A 13,182-nucleotide genomic window follows, 5' to 3' on the forward strand; every position below is an offset into this window, starting at 1 on the left:
GCCAGCCCTGATCCGCTGTCTGTCTTGGAAGGTCGCTTCGAAACCGCTGAATAGCGGGTCTCATGACATCTTGTTCCAGGTTGGCACCGCCTTTGCACTGACTCGCATACCTATTGGTATACAACGAGGTATGCGAACGTGCTTGGCTGGACTCTGCAACAATGGCGTGACGCCTATCAGACCGGGGACTACACGCCGGTCTCAGCAATAAAAACGCTGTACACGACACTGCGTGACAGCGAACGGAGTCTGTGGATCCATCTGCTGGACGAGTCCGATCTGGTGGCCCGGGCCGAGCAATTGACCGATCCTTCCCTGCCGCTGTTTGGCGTTCCTTTCGCGGTAAAAGACAACATAGACGTGGCCGGCCTGCCGACCACCGCCGCCTGTCCCGCTTTCACTTATACCGCTGACCATACCGCCCCGGTGGTACAGGCACTGTTGGCTGCCGGCGCCATTCTGGTCGGTAAAACCAATCTGGATCAGTTGGCCACCGGGCTGGTCGGCGTGCGCTCGCCCTACGGCGCGGTGCCCAATCCCTTCAATCCGGATTACATCACCGGCGGCTCCAGTTCCGGCTCCGCCGCGGTGGTTTCCCTGGGACTGGTGCCGTTCGCGCTGGGCACCGACACCGCCGGTTCCGGCCGCATACCCGCCGGTTTTACCAACACCGTTGGCCTGAAACCCACCAAGGGCAGCATGAGCACCCGCGGCGTGGTACCGGCTTGCCGCACTCTGGATTGCGTGAGTGTATTCGCCCTGTCAGTGGCGGACGCGGAAACCGTTTACGACCTGTATCGCGGCTACGATGCCGGGGACAGCTACAGCCGCCCTGATCCGGCTTCGCGCCCCAAGGCCCTGCCGGCGCGGCCGAAGCTCGGCATTCCCGATCAGCTGCCCTGGTTCGGCGACAGACAGGCGGAGCAAGCCTGGAAACAACAGCTCGACGCCATGGCCGAAATCGCCGAATTAGTGCCGCTGGATCCGCAGGTGCTGCACGACACCGCCGCCCTCCTCTATCAAGGCCCCTGGGTAGCCGAGCGTTACTCCGTGGCGGAACCCTTGATGCAAGAACAGGACACGCTGCTGCCGGTGATCCGCGATGTCATCGGCGTGGCCGAGGGCATGAGCGCGGTCGATGCGTTCCGCGCCCAGTACAAACTGGCGGATCTGAAACGCCAGGCCGACGCGCTGCTGTCCCAGGTGGATGCACTGCTGGTGCCAACCTCGCCGGGCATCTATCGCATCGACGACGTCAACGCCGATCCCATTCGCCTCAACAGCCAGCTCGGAGTCTGGACCAACTTCGTCAATCTGCTCGATCAGTGCGCCCTGGCCCTGCCCGGCGGCTTCCGTAAGGACGGTCTGCCTTGCGGTATCACCCTGATCGGCCCGGCCTGGCACGACGCCGCCCTGGCCGAGTTCGGGCGCCGCTGGCAACAGCATCAGCCCTGGCGGGCCGGAGCCGTGGGCAGAGATCTGCCGAACCTCACACCGGCGCCAGCCAGCGAAGACAACGCCGCTCACATCACCGTGGCGGTGGTGGGCGCCCACCTCAGTGGCATGCCTCTGAATGGCCAACTGACCGAACGCGGCGGCGTCTTGCTGGAAGCCACCGAAACCGCGCCCTGCTACCGCCTTTACGCCCTGGCCAATACCACGCCGCCGAAACCCGGCCTGATCAAGAGCGATGACGGCGCCGCCATTCAGATTGAACTGTGGCAACTGCCGGTCAGCGAGTTCGGCAGCTTTGTCGGACTGATCCCGCCACCACTGGGGATCGGATCTCTTGAAACCGCCGATGGCCGCCTGGTGAAAGGGTTCATCTGCGAGGGCTGGGCCATCGACGACGCCACTGACATCACCGCACTGGGGGGCTGGCGGGCCTACATCGCCCAACAGCAAAACACAGCAAACTGAAAGAGAGCGGAACCATGTTCACGGAAACAGGGCAGCAGGCAACCGGTTTACAAAAAGTGCTCATCGCCAATCGGGGGGAAATCGCGGTCCGCATCTGCCGCACCCTGAAACAAATGGGCATCGCCTCCGTGGCGGTGTACTCCGACGCCGACCGCAACAGTCAGCACGTCAGCGCCGCCGATGAAGCGGTGGCCCTGGGTGGCCAGACCGCCGCCGAAAGCTATCTGCGTACCGACGCCATTCTGAAGGCGGCGCGGGAAACCGGCGCCGACGGCATCATCCCGGGCTACGGCTTTCTTTCCGAGAACGCCGACTTCGCCGAAGCCTGTGATGCCGAAGGTATTGCCTTCATCGGTCCGACGCCAACACAGTTGCGCCAGTTCGGACTCAAGCACGAGGCCCGCGCCCTGGCCGAAGCCGCCGGCGTGCCACTGGCTCCCGGCACCGGGCTGTTGAAGGATCTGGACGAAGCCCGGCAAGCCGCCTTGGAGATCGGTTATCCGGTGATGCTGAAAAGCACCGCCGGCGGCGGCGGCATCGGCCTGACCCGCTGCAATAGCGAAGAGGAGCTGGTGGCGGCGTTTGAATCCGTGCGCCGGCTTGGCGAAAGTTTCTTCTCCGACAGCGGCGTGTTCCTGGAGCGGTTCGTGGCCCGGGCCCGCCATATCGAAGTACAGATTTTCGGTGACGGCGACGGCACCGTGCTGGCGTTGGGGGAGCGGGAGTGTTCGCTGCAACGCCGCAACCAGAAGGTGGTCGAGGAAACCCCGGCTCCGAATCTGCCCGAAACCACCCGAGAACAGTTGCGCGAAAGCGCGCGCCGCCTTGGCGAGTCGGTCAACTACCGCTCCGCCGGCACCGTCGAGTACGTGTACGACGACGAGCGCGACGAGTTCTATTTCCTCGAGGTCAACACTCGCCTGCAGGTGGAGCACGGCGTCACCGAAGAAATCTTCGACGTCGATCTGGTGGCCTGGATGGTGATGCTGGCCGGCGGGGAACGGCCACCGCTGGACCGGACCTATCAGGTCAATGGTCACGCCATGGAGGTTCGTATTTATGCGGAAGACCCGCTGAAGGCATTCCAGCCCAGCCCCGGCGAGCTTACCGAAGTGGCTTTCCCGGCGGCGGCGCGCCTGGACGGCTGGGTCGACACCGGCACCGTGGTCAGCCCGCACTACGATCCTCTGCTGGCGAAACTGATCGTCCATGCCGACGATCGCGAAGCCGCTCTACGGAAAATGCAGACCGCCCTGGCGGAAACCCGCCTCAGCGGCATTGCCACCAACCTGGATTACCTGCGGCAGATTCTGATCGACCCGAACGTGGCGACCGGCCGCGTCTCCACTCGTTATCTGGAGACCTTCGAATATCGTCCCCGCGTATTCGAGGTACAGGAACCGGGGACCTATACCACGGTGCAGGACTATCCCGGCCGGGCCGGCTACTGGGATATCGGCGTGCCGCCCTCCGGCCCGATGGATGATTACGCGTTCCGTCTGGCCAACCGCATCGTCGGCAACCACGACAGCGCCGCCGGCCTGGAAGCCACGCTGATCGGCCCGACGCTGTACTTCCATAGCGAAACGATTGTCGCCCTCACCGGCGCCACCTGTGACGCCACCCTGGACGGGGAAGCCGTCGCGCTGTGGCAACCGATACGGGTCCGTGCCGGCCAGACCCTGGTCACCGGCAAGGTGACCAGCGGCTGCCGCACCTACATCGCCATACGTAATGGTATCGACGTGCCCGATTACCTGGGCAGCAAATCCACTTTCGTGCTTGGACAGTTCGGCGGCCATGGCGGCCGTACTTTGCGCAAGGGTGATGTGCTGTCCCTGTGCCAGCCTCAGTTGCCCGGCTGCCCGACCCCAGCGCCGATGCATGAACCATCGCCGGCGGACGCCGCGCTGATCCCTGACTATCCGCAACATTGGGAAATCAAAGTGCTATACGGCCCCCACGGGGCGCCGGATTATTTTACCCAGGACGCCATCGATACCTTCTTCGGCGCCGACTATCAGGTCCACTACAACTCCAACCGCCTGGGTATTCGCCTGACCGGCCCGAAACCCACCTGGGCGCGCACCGACGGCGGTGAGGCCGGGCTGCATCCGTCCAACCTGCACGATAACGAGTACGCCATCGGTTCGATCAACTTCACCGGCGACTTCCCGGTGATCCTGACCAAGGACGGCCCGAGCCTCGGCGGCTTCGTCTGCCCGGTGACCATCGCCAAGGCCGAACTGTGGAAGGTGGGCCAGCTCAAACCCGGCGACTCGATCCGTTTCGTGGCCATCGACTTTGATCAGGCGCTGGCGCTGGAACAGGCCCAGGACCAAAGCATCGAGAGTCTGGAACCGGTAACGCCGGCTCCGACTACCGCCACCGTCATACCGGAGGGCATCACCTCTCCCACCATGCTGGCGGAACGGGAGGCGAACGGCGATGTACCGCGTATCACTTACCGCCAGGCCGGCGACAAATACATTCTGATCGAATACGGCGAAAACGTGCTCGATCTGGCCTTGCGCTTCCGTGTCCATGCGTTGATGGAATCACTGAAGTCGACGCCGGTGGACGGCATTCTTGAGTTATCTCCCGGCGTGCGCAGCCTGCAGGTGCACTACGATTCCCGTGTGCTGCATCAACAGGATCTGGTGGCCGCCCTGCTGGAACGGGAAGCCGCGATAGGCTCCGTGGATGATCTGGTGGTGCCGACCCGGGTACTGCACCTGCCACTGGCGTTCGAGGACAGCGCGACCCTCGACGCGGTACAACGCTACCAGGAAACCATTCGCCCGGACGCGCCCTGGCTGCCCAACAACGTGGAGTTCATTCGCCGTATCAACGGCCTGGCATCCATCGACGCGGTGAAGCGCATTGTCTATGACGCCAGCTACATGGTGCTCGGTCTTGGCGATGTCTATCTAGGCGCCCCCTGCGCGGTGCCGGTGGACCCGCGCCATCGCCTGATGACCTCCAAGTACAACCCGGCCCGCACCTATACCGCCGAAGGCACCGTCGGTATCGGCGGCGTCTATATGTGCATTTACGGCATGGACTCCCCCGGCGGTTATCAGCTGGTGGGCCGCACGCTGCCGATTTGGAACAAGCATCTGAAGAACCCTCAGTTCAAACCCGGCGAGCCCTGGCTGCTCAGATTCTTCGATCAGGTGCGTTACTACCCGGTGAGCGAAGCGGAGCTGGGAGAGATGCGCGACGCCTTCCGTGAAGGCCGCCTGCAGGTGGAGATCACCGAGGAGCCGTTCAGCCTGGCGGAGCACCGTGCCTTCCTGGAACGCATCGAGCCGGAAATGGAAGTGTTCCGTGAACGCCAACAAAACGCCTATCAAGCGGAGGTGCAGCGCTGGCAGGACGAGGACGCGGCGGTGGAATCCGCGTTGCTGGGCGAAAAAGCGGACGTGGGCGACTTGGACGGCCACGTGGTCAGCGCCGAGATCAGCGGCAACGTCTGGAAACTGCTGGTGGAAGAAGGCGCCCAGGTGGAAGCCGGACAAACCCTGCTGGTGGTGGAGGCAATGAAGATGGAATTCGCTATCACCACCAGCACCGCCGGCACCGTCACCGGTCTTCACTGCAAGCCCGGCACCCTGATCAACGCCGGCGATCCGGTGGCCGTTATTGATCCCAAGGGAAGCGATACGGAGAGTGCGGCATGATCACCACCCCGCGCCGTGGCAAGCAGTTGGCCGACAAGGTCTATCAGGACATCAAGGAGGACATCTTTGAATTCCGTCTGTTGCCCGGCGACCGCTTCAGCGAAAACGAGATGGCGCAGCGTACCGGCGCCTCGCGCACCCCGGTACGGGAGGCTCTGTTCCGGCTGGAGCGGGAAGGCTATGTGGAAGTCTCCCCGCGTAACGGCTGGCAGGTGAAGCCCTTCGACTTTCATTATTTTGAAGAGCTTTACGACGTTCGCACCGTGCTCGAATGCGCGGCGGTGCGGCGGCTCTGCGAGCTGGAGAATCCGGCCGATACACTGCAAGCGCTGATGGCTCTTTGGGGCGTACCGGAGGACCAGCGGCTGCGGGACATTAGCGGCGTGCTCAGCCTGGATGAGAACTTCCACAGCGAGCTGGTACGCATCGCCGGCAACAGCGAGATGACGCGCATCCATCACCACATCACCGAACGGCTGCGCATCATTCGCCGCCTGGATTTCACCAAGCGCGCGCGCATCGATGCCACCTACGACGAACATCACGCGATTCTCGAAACGATTCTGCACCGGCGGGTGGAGCCGGCGCAGATCATGCTCAAGGCGCACATCGAGGCGAGCCGCAACGAGGTTCGCAAAATCACCCTGCACATGCTTTACGAGGCAAGGCGTCAAGGTAGCGGAGAAACCGACAACGCCCTGCCCGCGCCCAGCTCCGGTTCCTGACCCGGAGCATCCCGCGCGCAACCTGGCACTTAAATCGGCAATGATACAGAGGGGAAAACCATGATCATGAAAAAACGTTGGCAACGGCTGGCTCAGGCCGGGATCGCCGCCGGGGCGTTGTCGCTCTCGACCCTGGCCAATGCCGCCGACACCATCAAGGTGGGGGTTCTACATTCCCTGTCCGGCACCATGGCGATCAGTGAATCCACGCTCAAGGACACCGTGCTGATGCTGGTGGAGGAACAGAACAAGAAAGGCGGCCTGCTCGGCAAGAAGCTGGAACCTGTGGTGGTCGACCCCGCGTCCAACTGGCCGCTGTTCGCGGAAAAGGCCCGTGAGTTGATCAGCAAGGAAAAAGTCGATGTTATCTTCGGCTGTTGGACTTCGGTATCGCGCAAATCCGTGCTACCAGTAGTTGAAGAGCTCAACGGCCTGCTGTTCTATCCGGTTCAGTACGAAGGCGAGGAATCCTCCAGGAACGTCTTCTACACCGGTGCCGCGCCGAACCAACAGGCGATTCCGGCGGTGGACTACCTGATCGACGATCTGGGCGCCGAACGCTTCGTGCTGGCTGGCACCGACTATGTTTATCCGCGTACCACCAACAAGATCCTCGAAGCCTATCTGAAAAGCAAAGGCGTGGCGGACGAGGACATCATGATCAACTACACCCCGTTCGGTCACTCCGACTGGCAGTCCATCGTCTCCCGCATCAAGGAATTCGGCAGCCAGGGCAAGAAGACCGCGGTGGTCTCCACCATCAACGGCGATGCCAACGTGCCCTTCTATAAAGAGTTGGGCAACCAGGGCATTGACGCCGCTGACATCCCGGTGGTGGCGTTCTCTGTTGGTGAGCAGGAACTGTCCGGTATCGATACCGGACCGCTGGTCGGCCATCTGGCTGCCTGGAACTATTTCCAAAGCGTCTACACCGACGAGAACAACAGCTTCATCCAGCAATGGCATGACTACATCGGTGATGACCAAAGGGTGACCAACGACCCCATGGAAGCCACCTACATCGGCTTCAACATGTGGGCCAAGGCAGTGGAGAAAGCCAAATCCACCGACACCGACAAAGTCGCCGACGCCATGATCGGCATCACCACCGCCAACCTTACCGGCGGCACCGCGGTGATGAACAAAAACCACCATCTCTCCAAACCGGTTCTGATCGGTGAAATCCAGGACGACGGCCAGTTCGCCGTGGTCTGGCAGACCGACGCTCTGGTGGCCGGCGACGCCTGGTCGGACTTCCTGCCCGGCTCCAAGGACCTGATCGCCGACTGGACCAAGCCGGTCAACTGCGGCAACTACAACAGCAAGACCAAAACCTGCGGCGGTCAGGCCGCGCAGTAATCGTTTCCGTAATCCCGGAGAAAAGGGAAGCACCATGGGAAACGCCGTCGGGGCCGGCTTCCGGCCTCCGACACTTACGCAATGAGGAGCCACCATGCTCAGGGTTTTCGCGCTCGCACTCGCCCTATTGTGTCTGACGAGTGTGGCTCAGGCCGAAGCACCGGCCAATGAACCGACAACCAATATAGAAGACGTGTTGCAGCAACTGCGCAGCCGCAGCTTCGACGACAAAGCCGCCGGCATTGATGCGCTGGCCCATTCCGGACATCCCCGGGCCGATGCACTGCTCAAAGCACTGCAGGAACGGCGTCTGTTGCAGGACCGCGCCAATGACCGCATCGTGCTCGGCGAACGCGCCGACGGCGGCTGGCAACTCTATGATCCACTCAGCGAGGCGGATCTGGGCACGGTGGAGTCACGCGCCGCCGCGCCAATTACCATCAACAACCGTTTGCGCCGGCAGATCCAGAATCTGCAAGCAGTGGTCGGCCTGAACAACCCGGACGCCACCCTGCGCCGGGCCGCCGCCATCAGCCTGATTGGCACCAAAGACCCCGACCTGTTGAGCGCCCTGCGTGAACGGCGAGCGCAGGAAGAGAATGCCTCGGTGGCAACGGCTATCGATACCACGTTGAACACCGCCGCTCTGTATTCCGAAGACAGCGACCTGAGCGTACGCCTCAACGCTATTGAAGCACTGTCCGGCAGCCTTGAACCGACCGTGCGCAACGCCCTTCGCAGCCGTCTCGACAGCGACGCGCCCAGCGAACGCAAAGCGGTGGAAGCCGCATTGCAGCGTATCGATGCCCGGACCTCCCGTTACCAGACCGCCGACACTCTGTTCTTTGGCCTCAGCCTGGGCTCGGTGCTGCTGCTGGCCGCCATCGGGCTGGCCATCACCTTCGGTGTCATGGGTGTGATCAACATGGCCCACGGCGAGCTGATCATGCTCGGTGCCTACACCACCTTCGTGGTGCAGCAGATTTTTCCCCAGGGACACGAATGGTCCCTGCTCATTGCCATACCGGCGGCGTTCCTGATCTCCGGTTTTGTCGGCGTGCTGATCGAGCGCTTCGTGATCCGCTATCTCTACGGACGCCCGCTGGAAACCCTGCTCGCCACTTTCGGCATCAGCCTGATCCTGCAACAGGCCGTGCGGGTGATTTTTTCGCCGCTGAACCGGTCGGTGGTCACTCCGGAGTGGATGAGCGGCGCCTGGCAAATCAATCCGGTGTTCTCCCTGACCTTCAACCGGCTTTATATCATCGCCTTCGCGCTCGCCGTGTTCCTCGGCCTGCTGCTGGTGCTGAAGAAAACCCGGCTCGGCCTGCAGGTGCGGGCGGTCAGCCAGAACCGGCAAACCGCCCGCGGCCTCGGTATCCGCAGCGATCGCATCAACGCACTGACCTTCGGACTCGGCTCCGGCATCGCCGGTGTCGCCGGCGTGGCACTGGCGCAGCTCACCAACGTCGGTCCCAACCTGGGCCAGGCCTACATCATCGATTCGTTCATGGTGGTGGTATTCGGCGGCGTCGGCAATCTGTGGGGCACGCTCACAGCGGCCTTCAGCCTGGGTATCGCCAACAAACTGCTGGAACCGGTCTCCGGCGCGGTGCTGGCGAAAATCTTCGTGCTCGTGTTCATCATCCTGTTCATTCAACGTAAACCGCGCGGTCTGTTCCCGCAGCGCGGCCGGGCCGCGGAGGAATAATGAGACATTCAGACTTGAGAACCGCCCTGACCGACCGGGCCGCCCGCTGGTTTATCGGCGTCCTGTTCGGCGCCGTGGCCCTGGTGGTGCTGTTGAATCAGCTGATCCCCGCGGACTCCGGGCTGCATGTGAGCAGCTACACGGTCACGCTGCTCGGCAAGTATCTGTGTTACGCGCTGCTGGCCATGGCATTGGATCTGGTCTGGGGGTACTGCGGCATTCTCAGCCTCGGCCATGGTGCGTTCTTTGCCCTGGGCGGTTACGCCATGGGCATGTACCTGATGCGTCAGATCGGCGATCGCGGCGTCTACGGCAACCCGGTGCTGCCGGATTTCATGGTGTTTCTGAACTGGCAGGAACTGCCCTGGTACTGGCTCGGCTCCCATTCGTTTCTGTTCACCATGGTGTTGATCGCGCTGGTGCCCGGGCTGCTGGCGTTCGTGTTCGGCTGGCTGGCGTTCCGCTCCCGCGTCACCGGAGTGTACCTGTCGATCATCACCCAGGCGCTGACCTATGCGCTGATGCTGGCGTTCTTCCGTAACGAACTGGGTTTTGGCGGCAACAACGGCCTGACCGACTTCAAGGACATCCTCGGCTTCTCACTGCGTGAGGACAGCACCCGCGTGGCGCTACTTATCGCAACCGCCATCGCGCTGGCACTGGCCTTTGTGCTGTGCCGCTACATTACCGGCTCCCGCATGGGCCGGGTGGTGATGGCGGTCCGCGACGGTGAGTCCCGCGCCCGCTTCCTCGGCTATCGCACCGAGCACTACAAGCTGTGGATCTTCACCCTGAGCGCGGTACTGGCCGGTATCGCCGGCGCCTTGTACGTGCCCCAGGTAGGCATCATCAACCCCGGTGAGTTCTCGCCGCTCAACTCCATTGAACTGGTGGTGTGGGTGGCGGTGGGCGGCCGCGCCACCCTGTATGGCGCGGTGATCGGCGCCATTCTGGTCAACTATGGCAAGACCGTGTTCACCGGCATCATGCCGGAAGCCTGGCTGTTCGCTCTGGGTGGTCTGTTCGTGGCGGTGACCCTGTTCCTGCCGCGCGGGCTGGTGGGCCTGGCGGACAATGTCCGTCAGCGCCTGCGCAAAAACAGCGGCAATAGTAATGGCAGTAAAGGCACCGACAACGATAACCAGCCGGAGGCGTCCCATGAACCTGCGTGACACTTTCCGCCGTGATCGCGTGTTCGACGTGGCCCGCCCCGGCACCCGCACCATCAATCCGGGAGAGCTGGACACCGGCGGAAAATATCTGCTGTACATGGAGAACATCACGGTCAGTTTCGACGGCTTCAAAGCCCTGAACGATCTGACCCTGTACATCGAACCCGGCGAGCTGCGCTGCATCATCGGCCCCAACGGCGCCGGCAAATCCACCATGATGGACGTGATCACCGGCAAGACCCGGCCGGACCAGGGCACCTGCTTTTTCGGCCAGACCCTCGACCTGACCCGCATGAGTGAAACCGAAATCGCCGGCGCCGGCATCGGCCGCAAGTTCCAGAAGCCCACCGTGTTTCCGGAACACACCGCGGCGGAGAATCTGGAACTGGCCATGGCCGGCCCCAAAACCACCTGGCATACCCTGGTGCTCCCGCTCAACGGCGAGCAGCGCGACCGCATCGCCGCCACCCTGGACACCGTCGGTCTGCTGGACCGGCACGACCATGTGGCCGGCGCGCTGTCCCACGGGCAGAAGCAATGGCTGGAAATCGCCATGGTGCTGATGCAGCAACCGAAACTACTGTTGGTGGACGAACCCATCGCCGGCATGACCCGACAGGAAGTGGAGCGCACCGCCGAACTGCTTCAACAACTGGCCGGCGAGCACTCCGTGGTGGTGGTGGAACACGATATGGAATTCATCCGCAGCATCGCCAGCACTGTCACCGTACTGCACCAGGGCAGCGTCCTCGCCGAAGGCAAGATGCAGGACGTGCAGAACGACCCGAAAGTGATCGAAGTATATTTGGGCGAGTAACGCTCCGCCCCATACCAATGAACAGGAACGCTCATGCTGTCATTGAAAGGCATCAATCAATACTACGGCGAATCCCATACGCTCTGGGATCTGGACCTGTCCGTGCAACAGGGCGAATGCCTGTGCGTGATGGGCCGCAACGGCGTCGGCAAGACCACGCTGCTGAAAACCATCATGGGCCTGCTGCCGTCGGCATCCGGCGAGATCCGCTTTTTTGATCAGGACCTGCGCAAGAAAGCCGCCGAGGACCGCGCCCGTGCCGGCATCGGCTACGTCCCCCAGGGCCGGGAGATTTTTCCATTGCTGACCGTGGAAGAGAATCTGGAAACCGGTCTCCAAGCGCGCCCTGATCGCCAACGCAAGATCCCCGAACGGATCTATGAACTGTTCCCCGTGCTCCACGAAATGCGTCACCGCCGTGGCGGCGACCTGTCCGGCGGCCAACAACAGCAACTGGCCATCGGCCGCGCCCTGGCTCTGGACCCGAAACTGCTGATTCTGGACGAACCCACGGAAGGCATTCAGCCCAACATCGTCGACATGATCGGCCGCGTCATCAAAACCCTGAACCGGGAAGAAGGCCTCACCGTGCTGCTGGTGGAACAAAAACTCCACTTCGCCCGCGCCACCGCCGACCGCTTCACCATTCTCGATCGTGGCCGTAACGTGGCGGAAGGCGCCGTCGGGGAATTGGATGACGCGTTGGTTAAGAAGTATCTGACCGTCTGAGGCCGGATCACCAATGTTGTCCTGCTTTGGGGGTGCCACAATTCGGCGCCCTTCATCGCCGGCCCTCCAGCCAGCCGGCTTATCGGAACACCAGCGTCAGTCTACTCAAAGACCGGTCTCATAAAGCTGCGCTCGCAGCTCACTACGCAGCGGGTTTCCTCCGCATACCTGAACGCGGCCTGACACTCCGCATCCTTGAAAGACGCCTTTCTGTACTCTTCGTACTTCGCCAGCGATGGAAAGGAAAACAAAGCGATGGCGATGTTATTGGCGCCCTCGGACGCAAAAAAATAGCCGTGATGCTGACCACCCAGCTTCCGGACCAGCGGTATCCACATCTTCGAATAACGCTCAAACTCAGCGACCTTGTAGGGATCGATGACATAGTTGAGATAGCAGGTGATCACTTGAACTCCTTTTAAGTACGGCTTGTAAGAGGGAAATGCGAAAAGCATGGCGTTGGACACGGCCCCTCTTCCACGGCGCTGACCGTCAAACTGACCTCGGCGGTCATTCTGAAACGCGCTCAGCTGCGTTTTCCGGGTGCCATCAGAGCCATATTACGTCGATCCATCAACGCCGCCGGCCCCCAATCGGTTTCAACCCTCTCCCGGGCTATGGCGAACCCCGCTTTCTCAAAACACCGGATGGCCACGATGTTGTCAGGGTGCGGATCGATGCCCACCGCCGGTGCGCCCTGCCTGAAAAGATAATCCACATGCTGGCGCAGCAGAGCCGTCCCGTGGCCAGCCCCGAGCATGTGCGCCTCACCGATATACATGTCGATGCCACGCGAGCCTGACGGCAGATAGTGAAAGTGATGGTCCGGCCATGCGTGGATCTCGTAGTCCTGCAGGAAAGCGAACGGGTAACCGGCATGACTGGCAATCCAAAGAGCGATACCCGGATCATCAAACTTCTCGATATCCGGCTCCACACCAGGCTCGCCCCACCAACGGCGAACGTGGGGTCTGGTGCGCCACGAATGAAGCAAGGTGAGATCCGCCCTGCGAATTGACCTGATCTCGTAAGTACTGGTCATGGAGCCTCTGTGCGCAGGCCTTTG

General features: G+C 62.1%; 10 protein-coding genes. 8 read left to right on the forward strand and 2 right to left on the reverse strand.

The window, feature by feature from the left end; genetic code table 11:
* The first annotated feature begins 138 nt into the window (after nt 1–138).
* The 8 genes from atzF to urtE all read left to right on the forward strand — a co-directional run bounded on the left by atzF (nt 139) and on the right by urtE (nt 12,116).
* Nucleotides 139–1,920, forward strand: coding sequence for an allophanate hydrolase (gene atzF, locus A6D6_RS03695; RefSeq protein WP_159659967.1), 1,782 nt, complete (start codon nt 139–141; stop codon nt 1,918–1,920).
* 14 nt (nt 1,921–1,934) lie between these two features.
* A complete protein-coding gene (gene uca / locus A6D6_RS03700; protein WP_159659968.1) occupies nt 1,935–5,603 on the forward strand; it encodes an urea carboxylase in 3,669 nt (1,222 codons plus the stop codon).
* Nucleotides 5,600–6,328, forward strand: coding sequence for a GntR family transcriptional regulator (locus tag A6D6_RS03705; protein WP_159659969.1), 729 nt, complete (start codon nt 5,600–5,602; stop codon nt 6,326–6,328). Before uca ends, A6D6_RS03705 begins: the two co-directional genes overlap by 4 nt.
* Nucleotides 6,329–6,388: 60 nt before the next feature.
* Nucleotides 6,389–7,687, forward strand: coding sequence for an urea ABC transporter substrate-binding protein (gene urtA / locus A6D6_RS03710; protein WP_159659970.1), 1,299 nt, complete (start codon nt 6,389–6,391; stop codon nt 7,685–7,687).
* A gap of 94 nt (nt 7,688–7,781) precedes the next feature.
* Nucleotides 7,782–9,398, forward strand: coding sequence for an urea ABC transporter permease subunit UrtB (gene urtB / locus A6D6_RS03715; RefSeq protein ID WP_236563965.1), 1,617 nt, complete (start codon nt 7,782–7,784; stop codon nt 9,396–9,398).
* Nucleotides 9,398–10,570, forward strand: coding sequence for an urea ABC transporter permease subunit UrtC (urtC, locus tag A6D6_RS03720; RefSeq protein WP_159659971.1), 1,173 nt, complete (start codon nt 9,398–9,400; stop codon nt 10,568–10,570). Before urtB ends, urtC begins: the two co-directional genes overlap by 1 nt.
* Nucleotides 10,557–11,387 (forward strand): urea ABC transporter ATP-binding protein UrtD, encoded by an 831-nt coding sequence (urtD, locus tag A6D6_RS03725; RefSeq protein WP_159659972.1) that lies wholly within the window; start codon nt 10,557–10,559, stop codon nt 11,385–11,387. Before urtC ends, urtD begins: the two co-directional genes overlap by 14 nt.
* A gap of 33 nt (nt 11,388–11,420) precedes the next feature.
* On the forward strand, nt 11,421–12,116 hold the full coding sequence (gene urtE / locus A6D6_RS03730; RefSeq protein WP_159659973.1) for an urea ABC transporter ATP-binding subunit UrtE: 696 nt from the start codon (nt 11,421–11,423) through the stop codon (nt 12,114–12,116).
* A gap of 101 nt (nt 12,117–12,217) precedes the next feature.
* Here the strand turns inward: urtE and A6D6_RS03735 are convergent, their stop codons facing one another.
* Nucleotides 12,218–12,583: an NIPSNAP family protein gene (locus A6D6_RS03735; protein WP_439647234.1), complete on the reverse strand. Its 366-nt coding sequence runs from the start codon at nt 12,581–12,583 to the stop codon at nt 12,218–12,220.
* 59 nt (nt 12,584–12,642) lie between these two features.
* Nucleotides 12,643–13,158 (reverse strand): GNAT family N-acetyltransferase, encoded by a 516-nt coding sequence (locus A6D6_RS03740; RefSeq protein WP_159659974.1) that lies wholly within the window; start codon nt 13,156–13,158, stop codon nt 12,643–12,645.
* Between the last annotated feature and the right edge of the window lie 24 nt (nt 13,159–13,182).

It is taken from the genome of Alcanivorax xiamenensis (assembly GCF_009846745.1).
GTDB classification, from domain to species: Bacteria; Pseudomonadota; Gammaproteobacteria; order Pseudomonadales; family Alcanivoracaceae; genus Alloalcanivorax; species Alloalcanivorax xiamenensis.